The sequence below is a fragment of the Levilactobacillus tongjiangensis genome (assembly GCF_003946345.1).
GTDB lineage: Bacteria > Bacillota > Bacilli > Lactobacillales > Lactobacillaceae > Levilactobacillus > Levilactobacillus tongjiangensis.
Genome location: NZ_RHNY01000004.1, coordinates 159,224 through 183,112, shown reverse-complemented (window position 1 = coordinate 183,112; position 23,889 = coordinate 159,224). Strand labels below are relative to the sequence as shown.

Below are 23,889 nucleotides of genomic sequence, written 5' to 3'. Positions count from 1 at the left end.
TTGGCGAACACCGATTGAGATCTTTTTGCGTGATCTGCGTTACTAAATTTGTTCAAGTTATTTCTTGCAATCTGCCAGTTAAATTGATATCTTTCAAAACGGTTTGATTGCCAAATTTCTTAGCTAAATGGTTAAGTTCAATGATTGCTTGTATCATCATAATGCCTCCCAAAACGTGATTGTTTTTCGGCGAGTGAGTTATTACTCACCTGATGAAGTGAGTATAAGCTCACTTTTGGTTTTTGTCAATAAATCCTGGCAATTTACCTTGATAAAATTGGGCCTGGTTCCAGATCAGTACCAATGGCAGACTGCTTCAGACCATTTAATGAGACACTCACCACTGCCCTGAGCTAATTCAGAAAACGATTGATCACCAGACATTCTAAGCCTTAAATCAAACGCAAAAAGGCCCGGAATGTGAATTCCGAGCCGCGATATCATCTATCTAAAAATTGGAAGTTAATAATGTCCAGCTAGCATCATACACAAAAAGTTGCCAGAACCGAGTTGGCATCCGTCCTAGCAACCGGAAACGACAATTTAATAGTAAATTTCACCCTTAAAGTGATGATTCTTCAATTGTTTAGCAATTTTCTTAGAACGGTAGTAGTGCGCCGATGTCCAAACACCAGCACCACCGGCCTGACTCAACACAGCGTGCCGGTCCCCCTGGTAGGACTTGGTCATGACCTTGTAGTAGTCACCAGCACCCATTCCCTGATTCCAGCCACGAACGTTGATCCAAGTGGCGTGACGCCGCTCAGTGGTGGTTGCGGAACTCCAAGTCATGTGCCGCTTAAACTTCGTGGTCGTTAGCTTGTGTGCGTGCAGATTAGCTCGATATTGGGTGCTCTGACCATCAAAGTATCTGAGGCCCGCGATTTTCTTCGTGCTAAACGTCAGTCTCTCGTACTTGCCCTGACTGTAGTGATACCAAGTATGCCGATACCGTTGCGGAATCGTTCGTAACGTCATCTGCGTCTTGGCTTGTGCAGTAGTGGTCGTCATCCCCAGGACACCACCAACTCCCATTAAAGTAGCCAGCACAGCCACTCCGATTACTTGTTTTTTCATGAGTCCATCCTCCCAAATCGAGACTGGGTCCGCCAATCCCTTTAGGAATCAGTATACGCCACTGACTGAGAAATTAATCATTACATTTTGTCTAATTCTTGTGGTTGCATGGGTTGGGCGACCCAGCCAAACAAGCCTCGTAGAAATGCAAGGGAGCGTTCAAATGACAACGTCGCTAAAATCAAGAAGACCGGTAGAAATTGAATCAGGTAACGACTCCGGCCACCTTCAAAGAGTAACAGGAACATAAACCCGCCAATTAGGCTGAGTCGGAGCATTTGAACAAGTTGGCGGCGGTCACCCCAGGCAAAGAAAATCATGAGGACCCAGATGATCCACCAAACTTGGGCTAAATACCGGAAGTCACCCAAATTTTCACCATACAAATAAACAAAACTGCCGAGTGCCCGGGTAAGACCCGTTCCTTGCGGCTTGGTGCCGTGTTGCATGAAGTGGCCTTCCTTGACCCAGGCAAATGAACCATCAGCCGTGTTGTTGCGTTGTTTAGCGACTAAGAATTTCAGGTAACCCCAGAAACCTCGCTGACGCAGCCGTTTGATATAGACCTTCTTGGACCAGTCTGACCGCGCCTTCTTCGTTGGCAAGGTCACCATCTTGAGGGCGTCCTTAGCATTGTAGCCCCCCTGACCCGAGATTCCCATACTAAGAAAATGAATGGCCGGTATCGCGCGATCCGTGTTGATCTGAATATAGGTTTGCCGATCCAGTGCGCGGTTACCAACCACGTAAGTCGTCCCCGCTACGCCGCCGGCCAAGCCAACCAGTGCCAATACCAAAGCAATCCGTTGGCCAGTTGCCCGTTGCCAAGTCTCTCGTTTAAACAATCCTAGTAATTCAATTAGGACAATGGCGATAACACCTACGACCGCGGACGGTTTCATGAAATAACCACCAATCGCCGCTAGGCCAAAGCCCACCGCAGCCAATAGTTTTACCACCCAGTGGGACTGCGTGTAGCGCATGACAAAATAACAGAAGATATAGGCAGACACAAAAGGTAAGACCCAGGCGTCCGTATAGGGAACGATGATCATGGGAAACAAGGCTAGCCAACCGGCATGAATGTACATTGCTGTGGGCACTAATCGCCGTTTAATCACGGCGACACTCAACAAATTGAACACGACGGAGAGATCCGTCAGTAGTAACGTCACCGTGTCAAAGAACAACCAGGACGTGGTATGGAAGTACTGGGCGAGACCGTGTTGCCATAGTAGAATCGTCAAGTTATTCGGGTACTGGCTAAAATACGACGTAATGTCGGGCGATTTAGGATTCAAAACGGCATCGTGAATCGCCCCCACATCGAACCCAATCGCCGGGTGGACGGCCAGCATGAACGTTAGCTGCCAAACGACAGCTAGTGCCAAGACGACACTCGCCGTCACTGCTTGATGGGTAATGAATAGCCACTTAAACCCCCGAAATAACGGGCGGTACGCGTATAGGCACAGGATAATGCCCACGACCACCATGACCACCCAGGTAGTCACTATCGTGGTCCCACTCCCAGTAAACGGGTTATCACCTAAAATAAAATTCGGCGATGTGATGGCAAAATAAGTCGTTAAACTAAATAAGACGTAAAAAAGGCCGTGAATCAAGCTTTGGCCCCAGTTAAAGATTTTTTGATTCATCAGGATTCCTCGAATTAGTCGTCAGTGTGTTGAATACAATAGAACCGTGTGGGTGATTCCCCAATCTCTAAGCGCATCAGTGTCGCCTGGCTCTTAGCCAATGTTTCAGACAACTTTTTGTAGAAATAGCGGGTGATGTTTTCCAATGAAGGATTGAGCTTATCGAACGGTGGTACTTCGTTTAAAAACTTGCCCGAATAGTTCACCGAGACCTCACGCATGTTGTCCTCAATGTCGTTGAACCGTACCAAATGGTTCGTGTCCAGCTGAATCTCCATGATAACTTCCCAGGTATGATTATGCTTTTGCCCGGTACCAGATTCCCACCGCATCGCATGACTCGCGTTGATGTAGGATTTCATTTTATACGTATGGATTTCACCCAATCTGCTCACTCCTTTTTCTGTCTCTGATCACGTAACCGCTGAACGTCACCCTTGAGAACCCGGCCGACTGACTTCGTCTCAGCGCCAAACGTGGCCGTGTTCCAAGCTCCTGGCATCGACATAGAATTAATGATACCCACTAGCCGAATCCAAGAAATCACGAAGTTATAAATTGGCAGGGTCCAGATAACCCAACTAACACGCCGGTAGAAGTGTTTTTCATCCGGAAATTCCTGTAACAACTTACCGACACTGACAAAGTTAACCAGTGACACTAAGACGTACAACAGATAAATTACCAGATAAGACAGACCCAATACAACGGGCGAGTACCGAAAGAATAGCAGCACAACACTGGCGAAGAGCCAAATCATCTTTGGAAAGATGAAGGTGTGATCAATCATGATTCGCCGAACCAAGAAATTATGAAAGAACTTCCCAAGCTGGGCATCGTGGTGCATGTATTCCCGTGAGACTTCTAATTCCCCCCGCATCCAGCGCTGGCGCTGCTTGTAGAGCTGACTCATCCCCGGTGTCGGTTCAATGTAAAAGATGGCGTCGGCACAGAGCATCACCTTTCGTTTGAGCCGTTCACGCACCTGAAAAGTCATATCTGTATCCTCACCCACTGTGCTGGTATTGTACATAAACGTGGCCAGCAGTGTATCTTTGCGGAAGGCCGAAAAGGCACCGGACATGGTGAAGAGTTCGTTGTTATTTGATTCGATCGTCCGCCCTGATAGGAAGGCTTGGGCGTATTCAAAGTATTCATTCTTTTGCAGCAGCCGTAGTCGGCGTTTTTTCGTCCGTTTGATCAGTGCCCGCTGGGGTAGAATTGTGCCAGTCATGGCAGCAAGTTCCAGGTCATTTTCAAATTGCAGGACCATGTTCATCAGGGCGTGTTTCTCTAACACACCATCACTATCAATATTGACGATATAGGTACCGATACACTGGTAAATGGCGCCGTTCAGCGCTTTGGCTTTCCCCTGTTCCGTCCGAATCAACTGTAGATTCAGGTCGAAGTGGTTTTGCGCCGTCGCAAAGGCTTGAAAGCTGTCATCCGTACTCTGATTATCTGCAATCACGATTTGCATATTCTTGTTAGGAAATGTCGAATCATTGATCGACTGCAGGCAGGCAAAGAGTGTATCTTCAGAATTATAAACCGGCACAATTATCGAAATAAACGGCAGTTTGGCCGGCAATGGTAAATCGTGTTGGTGCCGACTACGGATAATCAGTCGCACCGCTGAAATCAGAGACGGAATGATTTCGACCACAATGGGGATCATTGCCCAAGTAATCCAAAAACCCATCTGAAATAGCGTTAAGTTTACAAAATAGTCCACGAATAACTAACCTCTCGAAAAGTGGCGTTTGAAGTTACGATATAAGCTCTGTGACAGCTGCGAGTACGTAAAGACGTTATAGTACAACATAATGATCAAACAGTAGAAGACTAGACGTCCAATAATTGTATGCGCCGTGAAGAACCAGTTAGCCCCACCAAAGTGGACTAAAATCACGACTAGTAGCAAACGGATCACGTTGGCCAAGTACACCCACAAAGTGCCTAAGGCCAGGTAAAATAACTTTTCCTGCCGACCATAGGTGGGATAAAAAGCTAAGAGGCTGACAAAAGCGGTCGTCTCGATGATTCCCGAACACTCGTAATCGATGGACATGGTCACTGGCCAAATCGCGTTCACAATGTAGACGATCCCGTACTTGGTGTGCACGCTACTCCAGTGGGTGAGGTCACTCACCCACGCGATACCATTGATGACCGAGTGCGTCAAAAACCAAACCCAATAGGGGTTGCCAATGGCAATGAGAATAAAGAACAGGCCAACACTCCCCACGATAAAGTAATACGCGGAGAGGTGGGCCCGTTTCAATACTGAGATTGCGTAGAGCCACCCGATGATTCCAAATAACAGGTAGCTATTCATCTAAGCAGTCCTCTTTTTTCTCGATTTATTCAACTTGACGACGCCACCGAGAGCAATCGCGAAGCCGACTCCGGCTAAGACAACTGGGCCAGTAGACCCACCGGTCACCGTTAACGTTTGACTACCCAGATTGCTGTTCGTCATCTTAAACGTCTGGCTCCCACCGGCTAATTTTAAGTCGGCAATCGGAACCTTAGCTTCCATGACGTCGTTAAAGTTCTGACCCGTCTTAAATCGGTGAACCATGACTTGCGCGCCCGTGGTTGGATCATTGACGCCATCCGTCCGGTTCCAAATGTTGACGGACCCGGTCTTACTCTTATCAGTTGCGGTCCCTGTCACATTGTTAAATTGCAGATCATAGGTCTTAGAACCGGCCGTTAGAACGTAACCGTAACCTTGCATTTCGTTGTAACCATTACCTTTTTTGGGTGACATGTTGATGTACAGATACAAATTGTTCGCATCTGCCAGCATGCTCCCCTTTTTAATATTATAGTCATCCCATGGTTCCTTAATGGTCGTCATGGGTTTATCTTGCCAATCATCAAAATTACCATCAATGGTAATCCCCAAATTATCGCTAGTCGCGTTGTTGGTGTTCGCGCTGGCCACCGTGGTGCTAGCCCCCCACAATAACACCCCAGTTAATAGGGCTGTTACAAATAAAATGGCTTTCCGCACGTTCATTCCTCCTCTGACTCTTGTACTTATCATTAATCAATAATCCATTAATGGATTTCTACTATATTGTAGCGACTTCCACCTTAAATAACTATCGTTTGTCTATCATATCCGTTGAATTGGCTAAAGAGTTTGTCTGATTTTACATTGCTTTCTCATTTACTGAAAACATGTAAATCAATGGCCGCCTCCGGCCGCCAGGAACGGGATCCGCTGTGGGGACCGGAGGAAGCCAAAGTACGGTCTTCCTCCTCGACTTGAAACCGGGCCTACCCCGCCCGTTTCCAAGCTCGTCCCACGTCGTAAGCTGGCCAGCCAGCTAACGCCGTCGACACTGCGGGTCCCGTTCCTGCCAGCCTGTGGCTACACTGGTTTTACGATCACTGGTACAATTACTCAGTCGGGCAACATGCTTAGCCAATTAAGTAATAAGCGGTGTTAATTATTGTTGGATATCCAGTTTACCATATATGGACGCAATTGCAAGTTAACCGTAATGCTCTAACTTCATGAAAATGAACTGGGGGACTCCCCCTACTCTTACTAACGAAATTCGGATGGGATTTGTAACCCCCACTTTCATAAAATCCGACAAATTAAAAATGCCACTCCGCGAGCCCACTTGATGCGCTCATGAAGTGACATTTGTTTTAAAGGCTTATTTAGCCGAACCAGTGGCTGCTTAATGCTCGTAAACTTCACCCTTAAAATGATGATTCTTTAGCTGCTTAGCAACTTTCTTGGAGCGATAGTAGTGGTCAGACGTCTGAACCAGACCAGAAGCCGCTGATAACGTTGAAATCTTTTTACCATGATACTTCTTGGTACTTGTCTTATAGTAGTCGCCGTAGCCCGCATTCTGATTCCAGAGTTTGATGTTAATCCAGTGGGCCTTTCGGGCAAAAATAGTGCTCCCAAATACCCAGCTTGAATGCTCCTTATGTTGATAGGGATAGGTACTGGTTGGGTGTAGGCTCGACTTTACCTTCACGTACCCACCCGCATGGGACGTATACTGCCAAGTCTTGGCGGTAAATTTCTGTGTATCGTACTTGCCATGTCCTATGTAATGATACCAAGTGTGCCGGTAACGCTTAGGAAAAGTGGTTAGGGACCGCGTCTTAGCGTGCACCGTCGTCGGTGTCGTGCCAACCATACCACCGATTGAGGCCGCAGCTAATAGTATTGCGACAAACAACGTCTTTTTTCTCATCATAAGACTCCTCCAGTTGATTCATCAGGTACATTCGTAGTATACACCAGCTAGCCATGAGGAGGCAGCATTGGCCGCTGATGCTTTAACACTGCTAATCTTGTTCATTAAATTGGTTGCAAACTTAATCTGCTTCGCTTATCGTTGTTCATAATAGGATTAATGCTAACTGAAAGGGAGGGCTTACCTTGAACTATCTCTTACTGCTTCGAGGCATTAACGTGGGCGGCAAGCATCGCGTTCCCATGGCAGACCTTCGAGCTCTGTTAACCGCTGGTGGTTTCACCGACGTTCGCTCATACATTAATAGTGGTAACTTATTCGTCACTAGCGACCAACCCGCAGCTGTTTGCGAGGCAACGGTGACTGAAATCTTGACGCGTAACTTCGACTTTCCCATCGATTTTCGCCTGCTCGCACAGCCGGACTTTTTAGCGGACTTGGCCCTCGCACCAGCTTGGTGGGGCGCCGATTCACAATTGCGACACAACGCCCTGTTCAAACTCAACACCTATGAACCACAATGGGACGACTGGCTCACCGCACACCAAACTACTGACTACGACCGGGTGCTGATTACACCGACCGTTATCTTTTGGACATCGACACTGAAGATTAATTTCAGTCGCTCATTTTATTCAAAAATTGCTGGGACCGCGTTTTACAAACAGACCAGTGCCCGAAACTACAACACGACCGTTAAACTCAAAAATTTACTGGAGGCCCCTCATGATTAAACCCGTTATTCACGATCAAACACGTCTAACACAGAAATCCACCCCCGCTACCAAGGCCGACGCTGCCACCGTAACGGACCTTTTAGACACTTTGAAAGCCAACAGTGATAACTGTGTGGGGATGGCCGCCAACATGATCGGCATCAACTTACGGATCATTGTGGTGGACATGGGCGTCTTTCCAGTCGCCATGGTCAACCCAACCATCACTAAGAAATCTGGCCCGTACGATACCCAGGAAGGTTGTCTATCCTTAACTGGCGAACGATCGGCCAAACGATTCCAAACGATCGATGTCACATTTGAGAATCAAAACTTCCAACGACAGCACCAGACCTTCACTGGCTTTGTGGCCCAAATCATTCAACACGAGATTGACCACTGCAACGGTGTCTTAATCTAGGCTGACTGTTGAAAAAGAGAAAAATCCCTGAAATTTGCTGAAATACTGACTAATCTGAAACTGCTGCCACACGTAAATTTGGTGTGACAGCAGTTTTTTTGATTTCTGTGGCTGAAACGTGCTTATGAAAGCAGCTGACTCCGCTTAACCCCGTTAGAACAAGATTTTAGGACCGGAATTCCTGTCCTAACGACGTTAATGCTCGCCAGCTAAGCACCCGCAATTGCACGCTTACTTTCCCCATAGCTGCATCCAGCCCCAGCCAATTAGACACACGTTAAAAATCATGAGCAGCGCCCACAACCACAGGTAATCCGTGACCAATACCGGGACGTGGAGCCACCACAAGAAGACTGACATCATTCCAATTACCACCATGTTAATGATTAATCCCAACATCTTAGCCAGCCGGCTTTTCGCCACGCTAGTTGCTAAGACGATAAATAGCATGCCGCCCACCAATAACACGTCCGGTTGCTCCCAGACCAAGTCCAGGCCCAGGCTGGTCTGCGCGGGTTCTAGCGAAATAATCAGTAGAAAGTACAGACACCCGACGACGTTGAGCAACGGCACAAATACGTACAGCTTCTGCATAGTCGTCACCTCTTCTGCTTCTACCTTGACTATAGAAAGCCACGCACGAGATGTAAACCTGAACGCTAGGACTTGGTTATTTGAGAAAACAAACCGCTTATGGATTGTGAATCCACTGCTGGTATACAAAAAGGAGCTGAGATAAAATCCCAACTCCTTATCTTATATCTAACTTTAGTTTGTTGAAACATGTGCTAGAAAGTAGCTAACTTCGTTCGTATTTTCGCTTGGATAATCCCCACTGGGGTATTTGATGATTGGTCGGCGAACGGCTAAAGAGCATCGAATTGGAGTCACCATCTTCCCAATGGTGACAGCTATAATTCGTTCCGTATTAATTTCAAGGCTAAATGATTGCCGCCAATCAAGAACGAGAATCAGCATACCTACCAGGGTATTAAAATGCAAGCTTTTTTATTTTACGGTATTAAAAAAGCACCTTACACAATCAACGTAAAGTGCCGCTAAAGCCTATTTAGTTGCGGTTCGACAAAGATTATCAATCCATTGAAAAAGTTCAGGCAAATCGTAGTCACCGCTGTGAGGTGTCGCCCACGGTAACCTAAAATCAACATCATAGCCTCGGTTGGCTAACTTCGTGGCTAAGATCATGGAGATTGCAAACGACGTATCCCGGTCAGCTGCTCCGTGCCGGATCCGCCAGTGAGGAGCCACGTGACTTTGCTTAGTCATCAGGTACGTGATGGGATTCACTGCAGCCACCAATAACGGATCAGCCAGCAACGCTGAAACCGTTGAATGGTCCTGTGAAAACTGAGTAAAGTGTCGGGCCGGTGTCAATCGATTGCCAAACAGGTCGTTTTCAGGATTGCTGAGATTCAAAGCATCAAAGGCGGGAACACTCTTCATCCGGGTAATGGCGTGTAAATAACGGGGCCAGTCGAGGCCAGTCACCATCTGATTAGTTACCGAAACGCCGGCATACTTAGTCACATCTGTTCCAGCGGCTAACGCTCGTTGCGCCGACATTAAAATTTCCCGTTCAATTGCTTGCTTGAAACTGCCCTCACCGGCGGCATCCAAGGTCAACGGATTACCAGCGACATCTCTGAGCCCCAAACCATTCAGATACAGTACAAATGCTGCTTTGAGCTCACGCGACAACACCTGCTCATCCGGCGAAAGTTGGCCGTGAATTGGCGTACAGATTCGCTGATTATTTTCGATGCGAACGCGCTGACGGTGCCACTGGTTGATACCGTTGAATTGCCACTCATAAGCGGCATCGGCGTGTGCCAAATTGTGGACCGGACAGTACGCTGAAACTGCAAAAATATCGTCCGTGGCCGGAGCCGCCCCGATTTCTTGCAAGGGGGTCTCAAAGAAATCAGCGTTACCGCTGGCCCCCATCAATACTGAGGTTGCCCCACCCGCACTGGTACCGTTGGTGATGATGCGGTCAGGATTGCCTGGAAGCCACCCTGCATTGTATTTCACGTAGCGCACGGCAGCCTTCATATCCACAATAAAAGCCGGGGCCTTACCCAAATATTCGTTCTGTAAATTCTGCGTTGTCCGCCCGCGCAAGCCAGCTGAGACAACGACGTAGCCCCGTTTCAGAGCTTGAAGGATAGTGGTACTTCCACTAAAAGGTGCTGGGTTTCCTGGAAAGTCCCGCGGTCCGGGTAAATACCCCCCGACCGTATTGGGCATGAAGATAGGCGCCGTGACCCGCGTATAGCCGTTAATTGTCTGACCGTTAAAGTAGCCTTCTGGTACAAAAACGTTGAGCTTCTGACAGTCATCAACTGGTTGTGCCACGTAGGTTAGGTCCTTAAAGGCGCGGTAAGTCACCCGGGTCGTCCCCACGGTCGCCGTTGCTGGGTCATAAATCTTTTCATTAAACCGTAGTGGATCCGTCATCATCATTCCTCCGTTTCAGTTTGTTGGTTAACCTTACTGTAGTGGAAAAACCCAAGTCGTGCAATTGATTTACCAGTCGACATAACCGTCACGACCTCCAAGTGGGGCAATCGTTAGCTGACTACCCACCGCGTGAATATACCGTCATTCACTATCCCGGCAATCCAAAAACGGCTTGTGAATTTACCGAGTCATTTCCGTTGTTGTAAGCGCAACCATCAGTTAGAATGAGGGGAGCAAAATTTCACAAATACATAAATATCGAGATTTTAGTTAATCCATGAAAGCGAGCGATAACCATGCAGAATTTGTCCCGCCATATTTCATTTCCTCGCCTTTTAATTCTGGGCGCTTCCAGCGTTATTGGGAGCAGCTGGATTTACACGAACGGTATCTTTTTTGATAAATACGGGGCTGGGGGCGAAATTTTCGGCTTTGTGCTGGCCACCTTTATCACGGTGTTAGCCTCCCTCTCCTTCGCTGAACTCTCCTCAATTTTCCCTCGAAGTGGTGGTCCAGTTGTATATAGTTACCTCGCGTTTGGCAAACGATTGGGGTTTGCGACAGGCTGGGCAATTCTAGGGGCCTATCTGAGTGCCCTCTCCTTCTACGTAACGGCCAGCAGCATGTTGCTGGCAACGTTGGTCCCCCAGATATCGGCGGGACCTGGCTACACAATCGCTGGCGCCCATGTGTCACTGATGGAGCTGGCAATTGGTGTGGCCTTCACGCTCTTAATTTTCGCGCTAAATGTCCGGGGCACCAAATTGACGGCGGGCGTACAGGCGGTCCTGTTCATTGGCCTGGTCATCTTAGGTGGTGCCTTGGTGGTCACTGGCTTTACCCAAGGGAGTGTCCACAATTTTTGGCCTGCGTTTAGTACCGGAACGGACCCTTGGGCCAACGTGATTCGTTTTGTGCTTCCGGCCATGACATTTCTGACCGGTTGGGAAGTCGTCACGATTCTGGCAGAGGAAGCGGCCATGCCACCCCGCAAGATTGGGAAAGCGGTCGTGGGCGCCATTTTACTAGCAGCAAGCTACTACATTGTGGTGTTGCTGGCGAGTGCCTGGGTCTATCCTTGGCAGAAAACGGCCAAATTTAGTATGGGCTCCATCAAGGCGTATACGGAGGCTGGGTTCCCCCTGCTGGGAACGGCGGCGTATCTGATTGCCTTCTTGGGATTGCTAACGAGCTTCATTGGGCTGTTTACAGCGGCCCCAAGGTTGATTCTTTCATTGTCTCGGGCAGGACTGTTGCCGCAACAGTTTGCCAAGATTAATGAAAAACACAATACACCGGTAAACGCGACGATTTTAGTCCTGGTTTTTGCGGTTGGCTTCGGCTGGCTGGGTAAGGGTGCCATGACTTACTTCTTGGACTTAGGTGGCTTCTTCGTAGCAATGGCTTGGGCCATCACTGCAATGGCTCTGTGGCGGATTCGCCGAGATTACCCAACCCTCCAAGGGGGCTTTCGACTAAAGCGACTCTGGCCAAGTATGTTGGGCGGACTATTAGCGGTGACCATTGCCATCGGCACGCTATATCCCAAGTCACCGGTCGCCTTAGCCTGGCCAACGGAATACATTATGTTGGCTGTGTGGATTGGGCTGGGATTGCTGTTTTACTGGTTGGGACGCAAAGAACATCAGCCTGCCGATACGGCGTTGCACCATTTATTGGGTGATGAAGAATTTAAGCGATTGCGGGACGTGGAGAAAAAATAATAAGATTATTTACTCCATAATTTGAACCTGGTTCGTTAATTAGATACTTATCCTTCGACGTAAAAACAAGATTCCGTTTTTATTCAAAAACAGTATCTTGTTCTTTTACTTTTCATAAAGCCATAGGTTCAGTCAAGTCACTGTTCAATCAAATCTAATACTTGTTTTCTAACATAATCATGATTGAACCAAAAGCTTTGGGTTGTCATCCAATTATCAGAGAAAAGTTTTGTATTATTTGGCCGATTCTTCCAAATAATTGCACTAGGTAACTCATCACTAGATTTGCCATTCACTGAATAATCTGATTTTTGAGCGTGTGGTCTGACGTGACAAATTTTTCGTTGCGATGCCTTCTGTCCAAGTTTAACGAAATTGTTATTAACAACATACCCGGAATTTGCAGTGCTACTCTTAACAGCTTCTAAAGTCACACCATGTTTAATTTTACTAACTGTATCTTCCCAAACCTCTCTAATATCACCATTCAAGTCAGAATATGGGACATTAAAAAATCTAAATCCTTGAAATAATTCAGCACCGTCAACCATTTGAAATACGATAAATAGAAATTTTGAATCTAGTAAGAACTTATGCCAATCTGCCATTTCTGAATCTCTTGTTTCATCCCAACTTTGTTGTGCTAAATTCTTGAAACGAAACGGTGCAAAACTCATGCTTTCTTTATTCCTACCTTTCTCATCAAATCTGACAGTTTTTGGAACAATGCCTGCCTTCTCAAACTCAGCAACTTTAACTGAGTTTGTATCAAATCTAACTTTTAAGGAAAGTCCAAGCATTCTCGCTGCTAATACTGCATGTTTTGACTTTGCAGTTGACTTTACATCAAACTTTTTCTCCAGTTTCTTAACTGACCAACCAATCCATGGTTTTAGCATCTCCCCTACTTGATTTTCAATTGAGCCCTTCTTTATTTCGAATTTTCCTTTGAAGATACTTTCCGTCTTCTTATCTCCCAAAATATTTTGACGCAGTAAATTAGTCATAAAACTTCTCTTTAAAGAAAAGGCACGCTGCTTTGCTGGCACGTCTGAATATGGCTGAACACGCTCATTAGTCCCTTTTTTTCCTTTCGTACATGCAGCTAAATAGTCCGTAGCGCTCTCGCTCAAAAGCTCTGCATGACCTTCCAACACATATTTTTGAATAGTATGCCAATCATTTTTAATGACAGCGAAATCATCACTATTTTTCTGTATTTCAAAAAGCACTGTGTCTTTAAAGTTCCACTCGCTTTTAGAAATCCCAGATTTATATTCGTAGAATCCAAGTTCAATGACTGAATTTTTTTCTAAGAAGTGGGAAGTTTCAAACTTCTCATTGGCTAAATTTTCATAATTGATAATGTTTAGAACTAGACGTTCCTTAGCAGAATACTTGGCACCACCAGTTTTGTTTTTCGATTTTAGTTGTTTAAATGGCGTTGCCTTCAGTTCAACATCAGCCTCTTTTAAATCCCTTTCGGACGCTGAATCCTTTTCTTTTCCAAACCAATGTTCAAACACATCACCGGCTAATGATTTTGACTTTAAACTAATCCCATCAGCAATATCGCCGAATCGTTTTCCTCTAATATCTAGGGCACGATTATGTACTTCTTCTTTTGTTTTATATTGTTTTTTCATTACCTCTATTTCATCTCCTAACGAAATTTTGCAAAGTAAATAACCAATTCAACACAATAATCTAAATTCTTCAAAACATCTTTCTCCCAAAAATGAACTGGTAACCACCCCTGTTCACGAAGTTGCTGGTCATCACGAGTATCCCTGGCCATGTTTTCTTCAATCTTTTTAATCCAATACTCTCGATTCCGTTTGAGCCGTTGCTTACGTTTCGGCCAATCCTTACCATGCCAAAATTCGCCATCTACAAATACAGCAATTTTCTTACCGGTTATTGCTATATCTGGTGACCCTGGTAGCTCTTTGTAATTCCGATGGTAGCGAAAACCATGATGCCATAAAGCTTTTGCTAGGATAACTTCTGCTTTACCACCTTTCAGGTGGACATGACTCATTCGCTTGGAGGTTGCTGCTGTCGTGTCATAATTCTTTGGATGTTTCACATTGATCAGTCCTTAGTGCTTGATCTTTTTCATCTTTTTCGCTATAATCATTCTTATTGCTATTCTACTGCCAAATTTAAAATGAATTTATGTATTACGAACATAAGTTCTTGATCGTTTTGAAAAAAAGTGTATACTAATTCTATTGAAACTAAACTTAAGGGGAGGAATCCATTCATGCAAAAACGTGTTGCTGAATTATTTGCCGGTGTCGGAGGATTTCGTGTCGGTCTAGACAAACTGAATAGTGGATGGAGCTTCGTTTACGCAAATCAATGGGAACCTGGCAAAAAACACCAGTATGCCTTTGATTGCTATTCCCGCCATTTTGGAACAACCGAGAAGCTTTCAAACGAAGATATCAATCAAGTAGACAAAACTGAAATTCCAGATATGGATTTACTTGTGGGTGGATTTCCTTGCCAAGATTATTCCGTCGCTCACTCAGGAGCAAAAGGTATCCAAGGAAAAAAAGGTGTGCTCTGGTGGGATATTCGAGATACGATTGAAGCGAAACGCCCAGCCTTTGTGCTTCTTGAAAATGTCGATCGGTTACTCTCCTCACCCGGAAAGGCCCACCGTGGTCGCGACTTTGGGATGATTCTCTATACATTGAATCAACTGGGTTATGGTGCTCAGTGGCGTGTTATCAACGCCGCAGAGTATGGTTTCCCTCAACGGCGCCGTCGAGTCTTCATCTTTGCCTACCGTCAAGATACAAATTACTTCAACACCATCGACAGTGCTATCAATTTAAAAGAGGCTTTGCTGGAGCACAGTGTGTACAACGAAGCTTTACCAATAAACAAAGCTCTTCACTTAGAAAATGAGACAACTCTTGATGGGTACATCGACATCGTTGATTTCTCAGATACCTTCTCATTTCATTTTGAAAATACGGGTATCATGCACAACGAAGATGTGTTCACAGGTAAGTACACTCCTAAGTACACGGGCACGTCTACTGTCCTCAATGACATTGTTTTAGACCACATTGATGATGACACATTATTCATTGACAGCACTCCTGGCCGTCGTGAAAAATTCGAGTATTTGAAAGGTGCAAAAAAAGAAGAGCGGACCAGTTCAACTGGCTTTTCTTATTATTACTCCGAAGGTGGAATGGCCTTTCCTGACCCACTCAGTAAGCCAGGTAGAACCATGCTCACCTCAGAACATTCCGTCAACCGAAGTACGCACGTTATCCAGGACAAAGAGACCGGAAAACTGCGTCTCCTAAGTCCTTTGGAATGCGAACGCCTGCAAACCTTCCCTGATAATTGGACGGAAGGGATGCCTAAGAGTTCTCGTTACTTCATGATGGGTAACGCATTGGTCTGTGGTTTGGTCACTGAGCTTGGCAAAGGCATCGATAAAATCATTGCCAATGAAGACGAAAACAACAACCAACATGTTCAAGTAAATGCGGATAGCATCACTCACTAATACAACAGCCTCATGACTACATTCATTTAATAATAGTCGTGAGGTTGTTTTTTGTTGCTAATTTGGTAGTAAGTCCCTTACTTGTTGATACATATACGTTGGGTTTAACCAAAAAGCCTGCTTTGTCATATACTCATCACTCAATTGATCCATCATATTTTCAGGTTTATTAATCCAATGCGCAGGGGTCGGTAATCTATCAGAATGGGCATTATCAACGTATGAAGAGACCTGTGCATCTGGTCTAACATGCAGAACCGTTCCATCTGACATCTCTGGAAGATTGTTGGACACTTGAAAACCTTTTTTATCATTGGTCTTTTTATAGGTTAATTCGACTCCATCCCGTAAAGCAATTCTAGTTTGATCCCAGGTAGACTGGATAGGCCCATCCAAGTCGGTTAATGGCACCTGCCAAAACTTGGCGCCCCTGAACACTTGATTCTCACCAACTTGTTGAAAAATAACCAATAAAAATTTTGTGTCGAACAAGTACCCACGCAAACGCGACTTCTTCCAGCATTCATCCATTAACTCCTCAAAATCGAAGTAATGCTGGACTTTAAAACCTTCTTTTGTTTGTGCATATTTTTTTGCCTGTCGGTCCTTGACAGTCATTGTTTTTACAATAATATTGGCTTTTTGAAATTCCTCAGAATTTTCAATATCAGCACCCAAATTCAGCATTTTTCTTGCCAACGTTGGATTCGTAGATTTAGCATTTTTCTTCGGAATTTCGACGTGCAATTCCTCAGCTATATTTCTTCGAGTTCTGCCGATAAAGGGCCTAAACATATCCAACACGACTTCTTCAAAAGTCTTAGCTGAATCCCCTTTTAGAATTGGTTCAAATTTTTCACCAAAGAACTGATGCACGATTACATTGAAATATTTTTGTGACAAGGCAATTCTTGGATTAGTCTTCTTAGCAACAACTTCTAAGTAGTTCAGCCCACGTAACTTAGACCGAACCTGTTCTGTTTTATAGTCATCTTGATGTTGACTATAAACTTGCTTAATGTATTCCCATTCCGACTGTAGCTGTACTTTGTCATTATTAGAAAATTTAAAAAACTTATATCCTTGGAAGATAAAATTCCCGTAATCGATTGCAGCTACTGGCTTACTAGCATCATAGAAATAGTAAACAAACAGTAAGCTCTTCGCCTTACCCCAAAAATGAGAGTTCTCAAATTTTTCATCAATGATATTTTTTGGCGATACTGCAGTAATCGTAAGTCTTTCTTTAGCGGCATAATGCGGTTTAACTTTGGTATGCTTTAATCCAGTTGTCTTAAGTTCCACGGGTTCTCCATCAACCTGCAGATCCGGATTCTGATCAGAATTTGCTGCGTAACCTAATACGGATTCCTCAATAATATCCCCTGCAATACCGTTAATTCTAGTTTTATCTTTCGCTCTTTCAAGCACACCGTTTTTATCAATTTCTGAAAGCTTTTTTCCTTTACAGGCATCCAAGATTCTTTTAATCTCAAAACTGGTAAAAATGTGATTATCCACGAGCATCCTCCCCCTTAATCATTATAAGTATAATTTTAACGCTTTCTTTGCCAGAAATGACGATATCTACTATTTTATCTGAGAGATACACCCATGTCGATTCATTAATATTTAACCTGCTAAGGTACTATTTTAATTTAAAAGCAAAAACATGTATAAAGTTAACAATTTGTCGGCAACTAAATATCTGTTAAAATCGATTTAAACTAATCATCAACTAAAAAGGAGCCCACCAACCATGTCCCCCATCCCCACCTATCTAACCGAAAAAGTCGCCCCAGAACACCAAGCCCAACTAACCGAGCTCTATCACCTGATTCAAGCGCTACTCCCCACTGCTACCGAACGGCTCGGCTACGGCATGCCCGCTTTCTACGTCAACGGCAAACCGGTCATTTACTTTGCCGCCGCTAAACATCACCTGGGCCTCTACCCCACAGCATCCCCCATCGCCCACTTTGCCGATGAGTTAGCGGCCTATCACACGTCTAAGGGTGCCATTCAACTTCCTTACGACCAACCGCTCCCCACTGACCTGATTACCGAAATCGTTAACTTTCGCGTTCATGAAATCACTGATTGATCAAAAAAAGCACTAGTCAGACTCCTCATTCGAGTCTGGCTAGTGCTTTTGAATTTCTAAGTTAATCTTCGCTACCCATTAACCGGCCAGCAAATGCCGCCAAGATAGCCCCGACTTCTGGTGCCAGAATGTACAACCACAGGTGTGACAGCGCACTCCCACCAGCGAAAATAGCTGGTCCAAATGACCGCGCTGGATTCAATGAGCCACCAGTCAGGTTCAGGGCCACAATGATCAAGAACGCCAGCGTCACCCCAATCGTGACACCCGCAAAATCACCATTACCATGCCGGTCACTCGTAACGTTCAAGATTACCAATAAGAATAAGAAGGTCACCAACGTTTCAACTAAGAAAGCCAATCCGGTTGAAATCTTTGGAAAGTCCGTTTGGCCCAATTGATTCGTTGCCAGACCCAGGCCACCAACGAAAAGCTTGATGAACGCTGAGGCCACCGTCGCCCCCAACACTTGAGCTACCACGTAACCCAGAGCATCCTTGGCGCCAATTCGCCGGTTGATCAACATTGCCGTCGTCACAGCCGGGTTGAAATGTCCGCCAGAAATGCCACCGAATGCGTACGCAGATACCGTGATAGCTAACCCAAAGGCAAGTCCAATCGTTAAGGTACTACCCGCCGCAACGGTGACTGCGCCAGTTCCTAAGAAAACCAGCATAAATGTTCCGAAAAACTCTGCAGTATATTTCTGCATAATAATTCCTCCATTTCCAAATCCTTATAATTAAATTAATTATAAGACACTTCAGCCATTTCCGGTACCCAAACGCTATCGAAACGGTGTGGCTCCACAACTTTTTTGGCAACGGGCGCAACCAAAAATGAGAGTGAGACAAAAGGCCTTAGCCAATGAGCATTAACGTCGATAGACGGACAATCCCGGTCCTGGATTGTTTGTTTATCGGGGTTAAGCGGAGTTGACTGCCTTTTGGCGCACGTTTCGACCATGTATGTTCGGAGCACAAAAAGGGGTTGAGACTTTTGTCCCAACCCAATAAACTTTACATTTTAATCATTAGGCGACCCATCGTCCACAGCATTAATGCCTTTCACCAAGGCTGTGATAGCCGCTGTGATACCCCGTACCACTTCAGACAACGCCATTGATGGCATGCCGGGCTTATCAATCACCTGACTCGGCAGATAGGGAATGTGCATGAAACCCGCCGCCAACCACGGAAACTCCTTGGCCCGTTGGTACTGCACCTGATACATCAAGTGGTTGCAAACGAACGTCCCCGCCGTCGTTGAGACAGCAGCGGGCACCCCCACCTCGTGCATGGCGTCAACCATTTCCTTTACCGGTAATTGCGTGAAATACGCCGTGGGACCTTCTGGTTGAATTGGTTCATCCACCGGCTGTAGCCCCGCATTATCCGTGACCCGCGCGTCATTCAGATTAATCGCCACCAGTTCTGGCGTGATAGCCGACCGACCACCTGCCTGACCAATGCTCAACACCACATCGGGTTGCTCATCCAAAATCGCCTGGCGAACTAGTGCCGCACTCCGAACAAAGATGGTCGGCACCGTCACCTTTACGATTTCTGCGTCAGCAATCGTGTCCGGTAGTCGCTTGACCGCCTCAATGGAGGGATTCGTCGACTCACCGTTAAAGGGATCAAACCCAGTCACTAATATTTTCATGCTGTTGGCCTCCTAAATCCTTGGATTTAAGAGCCATTATACAGGACAAATCACTCTTCCACTGCGTCAACGACCACTAAGAAGGCACTAAAGTCGGCCGACTGCTCAACCCCCTGCGTGCTCTCTAACAAGTGTGGGACGAAGACACCAGCGTGCATCAATTCATCGCCAAAGTAGATGTGTTGCCCACCATTGAGACGATACCGTTGATCTGGTGCCAACCCCCGCAGGTAAAGGCGTGTGTAAGCCGGGTTAGGATGATTGAGAATTTGATAACGTGCCGCAATGGCGTGTCGTTGATCCTCACTCACGACCTGCCAACTACCCACGTTGCCATCCCCATTAAATGGGTTGTCAATACGATAGAATTTTCCTTGCTGGAACAACTCTCGGTGGGCCTTGTAGAACGTGACTTGCTGCTTGATGGCTGCCTTTTCATCGGCAGAGCATTTGGTCACATCCAGCTCATACCCCAAGTCGCCAAAGTAAGCCACCGCCGCCCGAGTCTCAATCGGTGTGATTCGCCCAGTCTGATCATTCGGAACCGCCGACACGTGGGCCCCCATCATTGCCTGCGGATAACCGTAGGACGTGCCAAATTGAATTTTCAACCGTTCGACGGCATCCGTATCATCACTTGTCCAGGCTTGTGGCGCGTACGCCATCATCCCCAGGTCAAAGCGACCACCACCGGAAGCACAGGATTCAAACAGGACCGTTGGGTAGGCCGCAATCAACCGCGCATACAGGTCGTAAACACCTAACATATAGCGGTGAAGGAATTCTCCCTGCTGATCAGCCGGTAAAGTTGGACTGTAGGCCTCCGTAATGTTCCGGTTCATATCCCATTTGATGTAGTCCAAGTGGGCCGTTTCGATCAACCCGCTGATTTTACCGTAGAGGAAGTCCACGACATCTGGGTTGGCCATATCCAGGACAAATTGGTTCCGCCCCGGCGTCATCTGTCGCTTAGGCGTCTTAATCGTCCATTCCGGATGGGTCCGGTATAGCTGACTGTCGATGGAAATCATTTCCGGTTCAAACCAAAGACCAAACTGCATCTTCAAACCGTGAACCCGTTCAGCCAGGTGCGCCATGCCGTTAGGTAGTTTCTCTTGGTAAACGTCCCAGTCACCCAACGAGGTCGTATCGTCATCTCGATGACCGAACCAACCGTCATCGAGGACAAACATTTCAATTCCCAACTTGTGAGCATCCTCAGCAATGGCGACCAATTTATCCTCATTAAAATCAAAGTAGGTACCCTCCCAGTTATTGACCAACACGGGACGCTGCTGTTGGGCAAAGTGGGGGTTGACCAGGTGATGCTGGTAAAAATCCCCCATCTGCTGACTCAATTGATTCAACCCGTCTCCCGTGTAACTCAATACGGCTTCTGGTGTCTGGAAGGACTGACCCGCTGGCAACTGCCAGTCAAATTCCGTTGGGTTGATACCAACCAGAACTCTTGCCGTGTTAAACGCATCGACTTCCACTTGATCCAAAAAGTTCCCAGAGTAGACCAGATTGAAACCTATGGCTGCCCCCTGATCATCCGTGGTTTGTGGTCGGGCCAGGATCATGGCTGGATTCTGCTGGTGACTGGAAGCCCCCCGCAGGCTCCCGACGCTTTGAATACCGCTTCGCAACGGGGTTCGGACTAAATGACGTTCCCGTGTCCAGGTTCCGGAGAACTGAAGTAGGTCATAATCGGCATCAGGTAAATCTAGCTGAGTACTCAACGCCCGGTCTAACTTAACCGTCGCTTGACCTTGATTCTGAAATTTCGCGCTCCGGACAATCACATCTTGATGCGGAAAGACCGCATAGCTCAACTCCAGCACAACTTGCGTCACAGCATCTACCAGTGAGATCACCAGGGTCTGGGCATCGTCATGTTCATCATCGAACGTCGATGGCAATCCCTTCAGTCGAGATTTCCCATCAACAATCCGAAAATCCTGGTAACTGAATTCACTGATCCGACTCCCATCTGGTTCCGTGATTTGAAAGGCGGGGTCCCGGTAATCACCCTTACCCAGACTCGCGAACTCCTGCTTCAACGTTTCTGGCTGAAAGTCGGGCGTATCCAACCGCCAAGCTGGCATCGCTTCATGGTGTTCTCGAACCATTAATTCGGGATACGTCGTCTGATCATGTAACCGCGGCCCATAATAAAGCTGACCCAATTCGCCGTTGGCGATGACGTGGAATATGTAGCTGCTGTGATCCGTTTGTAAGTGAAATTGTTGGTGATTTACGATGATTGACATCTGAACCACTCCCTTCTTAAATTACCTATATGCCCATCGTAGCACAGATTGTAAGCGCTGACAGCAGATAGATAGCTCTCATTAGATACCCTATAAACTTTAGTGGAACTAAAGTTGACTATCCAGTTAGGTAGTTCCCAGTTAAGATCCCGCCAAATAGAATCAGTTAGCCAGATTGTCGTCAACCAGTCAGACAGTTATCAGAACAGAGATTGTCTGGTCTGCTATTCAATTGCCAAAGAGTCTATTTTTTACTACCCTTCTAAACATTTCACCTAGTAGGTAGATTACCCCTATTACAATCTTGCCAGAATGTGTTACAATTCAATTGAGGTGTGTAACAGGTATACCATAAAATCACTTCCGATCGAAATTTTCAGTGCACGAAAGTTTTGGATCATCCATCACAGTTTTAAAAATTACATAACGGGGAATGACAACTATGCTCACGAATACTTTTTCCAATCGCAACTGGCGGCGTATATTTTTGCTGATTGCTAGCGTGTTACTGGCCCTCTTTGTCGGCCACACACAGGCTAGTGCCAGCACCGTCTCAGTCAACGGTCTTGGCGCTGCGGACGCCACCATCACGAACGACCAGGGCGTCACACAATCCACGACTAGTAACCTCGACAAGTACAGTGCCTACCAAGTTCATTACAAATGGTCGATCAACGATGCGACTAAACTTGCTAACGGTGATACAGCAACGGTCTCCTTGCCAGCCAACGTTGCCTCTAGCTACGACTACTCATTCGATTTGACCGATGCTAAGTCCCAGGCTAAGATTGGGACCTTTACTATTCAAAAAGGGAGTCAAACGGGGACCATCACGTTTAACGACTACCTCGTTACCCACAATACTGGCCGCCAAGGTACTTTACAGCTCGCCGCAAATGGGAAGCACGTCAATACTGACAATACTAATTGGTTCATCAACAAGGTCGGCTGGCTCACGAACACGACGATCAAAGATGGCCACCCAACGACGGCCAACTGGAATATCGCCTTCAACCCCGACAACAAGGACTTAACGAATGTTACGCTAACTGATACCTTGGGCAGCGACCAGACTTATGTTCCGGGTTCTGTCAAAGTCGATGGCAACATCCCAGCACCTGACGTCACGGTCAGTGGCAACACGATTACCATGAAATTTGGCCACATCGATAAGAAGGTCAACTTGAACTACCAGACCAGCATTACCGGTGTTCCCAACGACAGTCACTGGTCTAACGCGGCCACATTGACCGCTACGAACGGTAGCGTGGCGTTGAACAAAACCGTCCACGGTACGATTGCTTGGGGTGGTAACGGTGAAGGCAACGGCGACGAACAAGCCGCTCAAGGTGCCGTCACACTAATCAAAACGGACCAATGGGGCTGCAAACATTTAGCCAACGCCCACTTCAACCTTTACACAGCAGCTGGCAAGCTCGTTAAGAGTGACGTCACGACTGACTACCGTGGTGAACTCACGGTTGGTAACCTGAAGTATGGCAGTTACTACTTTGTTGAAACCAAGGCCCCACGCGGCTATCGGCTCTCTAGCCGTCACCTTACCTTCACCCTGAACGATAAGATGCCTGCCGCCAAGCTCCAAGTACCCAATGCTAAGAAGTCTTGGGGCTACTGCCCTTCATTCCATAAGGTCCAGATTCAATTTGTCTGGTATCACTGTGTCACCTGGCAATGGTGCCTGTGGTAAAACGACCCGCTACTCTTACTAACGAAATCCAGCGGTCATTTGTCACCTTAATTTTTATAAAATAACGCAAAAGATGAGTGACTCCTCTTGGGGTCACCCATTTTTTGCGAGCATTAAATAGTCACGAAATGATTCCCATGGACAAGTTGCCCACTAAATGCTAAGCTGATTCTCGACTTAAATCGCTCAACGACAGCCATTGAGTTGGCTGGAGAGTATAAAACATTTGGATGGCGACTCAACTACCGCCTCTTTAGTTTTCTACAACTATAAGAAAGGACGCGAC

General features: G+C 46.3%; 21 protein-coding genes. 6 read left to right on the top strand and 15 right to left on the bottom strand.

Going from position 1 to position 23,889, the window contains the following annotated elements; all coding sequences use genetic code 11:
* Positions 1-543: 543 nt before the first annotated feature.
* The 7 genes from EKM75_RS03590 to EKM75_RS03560 form a co-directional block, all read right to left on the bottom strand.
* Positions 544-1,077 (bottom strand): hypothetical protein, encoded by a 534-nt coding sequence (locus tag EKM75_RS03590; RefSeq protein ID WP_125692201.1) that lies wholly within the window; start codon positions 1,075-1,077, stop codon positions 544-546.
* An 80-nt stretch (positions 1,078-1,157) separates the two neighbouring features.
* The gene (locus EKM75_RS03585; protein ID WP_125692199.1) at positions 1,158-2,735 is read right to left on the bottom strand and encodes a TIGR03766 family XrtG-associated glycosyltransferase; all 1,578 of its coding nucleotides are present in this window, start codon (positions 2,733-2,735) and stop codon (positions 1,158-1,160) included.
* A 14-nt stretch (positions 2,736-2,749) separates the two neighbouring features.
* A complete protein-coding gene (locus EKM75_RS03580) occupies positions 2,750-3,121 on the bottom strand; it encodes a 6-carboxytetrahydropterin synthase (RefSeq protein WP_225428391.1) in 372 nt (123 codons plus the stop codon).
* A gap of 5 nt (positions 3,122-3,126) precedes the next feature.
* Complete coding sequence (locus EKM75_RS03575; RefSeq protein ID WP_225426646.1) at positions 3,127-4,473, bottom strand: TIGR03111 family XrtG-associated glycosyltransferase; 1,347 nt, start codon at positions 4,471-4,473, stop codon at positions 3,127-3,129.
* A gap of 6 nt (positions 4,474-4,479) precedes the next feature.
* Positions 4,480-5,076: an exosortase family protein XrtG gene (gene xrtG / locus EKM75_RS03570; RefSeq protein WP_125692197.1), complete on the bottom strand. Its 597-nt coding sequence runs from the start codon at positions 5,074-5,076 to the stop codon at positions 4,480-4,482.
* The gene (locus EKM75_RS03565; RefSeq protein WP_164508719.1) at positions 5,077-5,760 is read right to left on the bottom strand and encodes a Firmicu-CTERM sorting domain-containing protein; all 684 of its coding nucleotides are present in this window, start codon (positions 5,758-5,760) and stop codon (positions 5,077-5,079) included.
* A 682-nt stretch (positions 5,761-6,442) separates the two neighbouring features.
* On the bottom strand, positions 6,443-6,976 hold the full coding sequence (locus EKM75_RS03560) for a hypothetical protein (protein ID WP_125692192.1): 534 nt from the start codon (positions 6,974-6,976) through the stop codon (positions 6,443-6,445).
* A 185-nt stretch (positions 6,977-7,161) separates the two neighbouring features.
* Between EKM75_RS03560 and EKM75_RS03555 the strand changes: the two genes are divergently transcribed.
* Positions 7,162-7,710: a DUF1697 domain-containing protein gene (locus EKM75_RS03555; RefSeq protein WP_125692190.1), complete on the top strand. Its 549-nt coding sequence runs from the start codon at positions 7,162-7,164 to the stop codon at positions 7,708-7,710.
* The gene (locus EKM75_RS03550) at positions 7,703-8,113 is read left to right on the top strand and encodes a peptide deformylase (RefSeq protein WP_125692188.1); all 411 of its coding nucleotides are present in this window, start codon (positions 7,703-7,705) and stop codon (positions 8,111-8,113) included. The genes EKM75_RS03555 and EKM75_RS03550 overlap by 8 nt, the downstream gene beginning before the upstream one ends.
* Positions 8,114-8,344: 231 nt before the next feature.
* Here EKM75_RS03550 and EKM75_RS03545 read toward each other — a convergent pair whose 3' ends face one another.
* A complete protein-coding gene (locus EKM75_RS03545; protein WP_125692186.1) occupies positions 8,345-8,707 on the bottom strand; it encodes a hypothetical protein in 363 nt (120 codons plus the stop codon).
* A 471-nt stretch (positions 8,708-9,178) separates the two neighbouring features.
* Positions 9,179-10,591: a subtype B tannase gene (locus EKM75_RS03540; protein ID WP_125692184.1), complete on the bottom strand. Its 1,413-nt coding sequence runs from the start codon at positions 10,589-10,591 to the stop codon at positions 9,179-9,181.
* 299 nt (positions 10,592-10,890) lie between these two features.
* Here EKM75_RS03540 and EKM75_RS03535 point away from each other — a divergent pair, with 299 nt between their 5' ends.
* A complete protein-coding gene (locus EKM75_RS03535; RefSeq protein ID WP_125692182.1) occupies positions 10,891-12,318 on the top strand; it encodes an APC family permease in 1,428 nt (475 codons plus the stop codon).
* Between the two features lie 137 nt (positions 12,319-12,455).
* Here EKM75_RS03535 and EKM75_RS03530 read toward each other — a convergent pair whose 3' ends face one another.
* A complete protein-coding gene (locus EKM75_RS03530; protein WP_125692180.1) occupies positions 12,456-13,964 on the bottom strand; it encodes a Sau3AI family type II restriction endonuclease in 1,509 nt (502 codons plus the stop codon).
* 17 nt (positions 13,965-13,981) lie between these two features.
* A complete protein-coding gene (locus EKM75_RS03525; RefSeq protein WP_125692178.1) occupies positions 13,982-14,407 on the bottom strand; it encodes a very short patch repair endonuclease in 426 nt (141 codons plus the stop codon).
* 177 nt (positions 14,408-14,584) lie between these two features.
* Between EKM75_RS03525 and dcm the strand changes: the two genes are divergently transcribed.
* Entirely contained in the window at positions 14,585-15,853 is a 1,269-nt protein-coding gene (gene dcm / locus EKM75_RS03520; RefSeq protein ID WP_125692176.1) for a DNA (cytosine-5-)-methyltransferase, read from the top strand.
* Positions 15,854-15,910: 57 nt separating this feature from the next.
* Here the strand turns inward: dcm and EKM75_RS03515 are convergent, their stop codons facing one another.
* The gene (locus EKM75_RS03515) at positions 15,911-17,374 is read right to left on the bottom strand and encodes a MutH/Sau3AI family endonuclease (RefSeq protein ID WP_164508718.1); all 1,464 of its coding nucleotides are present in this window, start codon (positions 17,372-17,374) and stop codon (positions 15,911-15,913) included.
* 238 nt (positions 17,375-17,612) lie between these two features.
* On the opposite strand from EKM75_RS03515, the gene EKM75_RS03510 reads away from it, so the two are divergent.
* Positions 17,613-17,957 (top strand): iron chaperone, encoded by a 345-nt coding sequence (locus tag EKM75_RS03510; RefSeq protein WP_125692172.1) that lies wholly within the window; start codon positions 17,613-17,615, stop codon positions 17,955-17,957.
* Positions 17,958-18,018: 61 nt separating this feature from the next.
* On the opposite strand, the gene EKM75_RS03505 is transcribed toward EKM75_RS03510, so the two are convergent.
* From EKM75_RS03505 to EKM75_RS03495, 3 genes are all read right to left on the bottom strand, one after another.
* Positions 18,019-18,669: an MIP/aquaporin family protein gene (locus EKM75_RS03505; RefSeq protein WP_125692170.1), complete on the bottom strand. Its 651-nt coding sequence runs from the start codon at positions 18,667-18,669 to the stop codon at positions 18,019-18,021.
* Positions 18,670-18,983: 314 nt separating this feature from the next.
* Positions 18,984-19,622, bottom strand: coding sequence for a pyroglutamyl-peptidase I (gene pcp, locus EKM75_RS03500; protein ID WP_125692168.1), 639 nt, complete (start codon positions 19,620-19,622; stop codon positions 18,984-18,986).
* A gap of 50 nt (positions 19,623-19,672) precedes the next feature.
* Positions 19,673-21,895 (bottom strand): alpha-galactosidase, encoded by a 2,223-nt coding sequence (locus tag EKM75_RS03495; RefSeq protein ID WP_125692166.1) that lies wholly within the window; start codon positions 21,893-21,895, stop codon positions 19,673-19,675.
* A 442-nt stretch (positions 21,896-22,337) separates the two neighbouring features.
* Here EKM75_RS03495 and EKM75_RS03490 point away from each other — a divergent pair, with 442 nt between their 5' ends.
* Entirely contained in the window at positions 22,338-23,603 is a 1,266-nt protein-coding gene (locus EKM75_RS03490) for a SpaA isopeptide-forming pilin-related protein (protein WP_164508717.1), read from the top strand.
* The last annotated feature ends 286 nt before the right edge of the window (positions 23,604-23,889 follow it).

Excerpts from the sequence above, each read along its gene's own strand:
- EKM75_RS03510 (WP_125692172.1), top strand. The coding sequence starts at position 17,613 with ATGTCCCCCATCCCCACCTATCTAACCGAAAAAGTCGCCCCAGAACAC.
- dcm (WP_125692176.1), top strand. The coding sequence starts at position 14,585 with ATGCAAAAACGTGTTGCTGAATTATTTGCCGGTGTCGGAGGATTTCGT.
- EKM75_RS03585 (WP_125692199.1), bottom strand. The coding sequence starts at position 2,735 with ATGAATCAAAAAATCTTTAACTGGGGCCAAAGCTTGATTCACGGCCTT.
- EKM75_RS03495 (WP_125692166.1), bottom strand. The coding sequence starts at position 21,895 with ATGTCAATCATCGTAAATCACCAACAATTTCACTTACAAACGGATCAC.
- EKM75_RS03590 (WP_125692201.1), bottom strand. The coding sequence starts at position 1,077 with ATGAAAAAACAAGTAATCGGAGTGGCTGTGCTGGCTACTTTAATGGGA.
- pcp (WP_125692168.1), bottom strand. The coding sequence starts at position 19,622 with ATGAAAATATTAGTGACTGGGTTTGATCCCTTTAACGGTGAGTCGACG.
- xrtG (WP_125692197.1), bottom strand. The coding sequence starts at position 5,076 with ATGAATAGCTACCTGTTATTTGGAATCATCGGGTGGCTCTACGCAATC.
- EKM75_RS03490 (WP_164508717.1), top strand. The coding sequence starts at position 22,338 with ATGCTCACGAATACTTTTTCCAATCGCAACTGGCGGCGTATATTTTTG.
- EKM75_RS03550 (WP_125692188.1), top strand. The coding sequence starts at position 7,703 with ATGATTAAACCCGTTATTCACGATCAAACACGTCTAACACAGAAATCC.
- EKM75_RS03505 (WP_125692170.1), bottom strand. The coding sequence starts at position 18,669 with ATGCAGAAATATACTGCAGAGTTTTTCGGAACATTTATGCTGGTTTTC.
- EKM75_RS03530 (WP_125692180.1), bottom strand. The coding sequence starts at position 13,964 with ATGAAAAAACAATATAAAACAAAAGAAGAAGTACATAATCGTGCCCTA.
- EKM75_RS03540 (WP_125692184.1), bottom strand. The coding sequence starts at position 10,591 with ATGACGGATCCACTACGGTTTAATGAAAAGATTTATGACCCAGCAACG.
- EKM75_RS03545 (WP_125692186.1), bottom strand. The coding sequence starts at position 8,707 with ATGCAGAAGCTGTACGTATTTGTGCCGTTGCTCAACGTCGTCGGGTGT.
- EKM75_RS03535 (WP_125692182.1), top strand. The coding sequence starts at position 10,891 with ATGCAGAATTTGTCCCGCCATATTTCATTTCCTCGCCTTTTAATTCTG.
- EKM75_RS03560 (WP_125692192.1), bottom strand. The coding sequence starts at position 6,976 with ATGATGAGAAAAAAGACGTTGTTTGTCGCAATACTATTAGCTGCGGCC.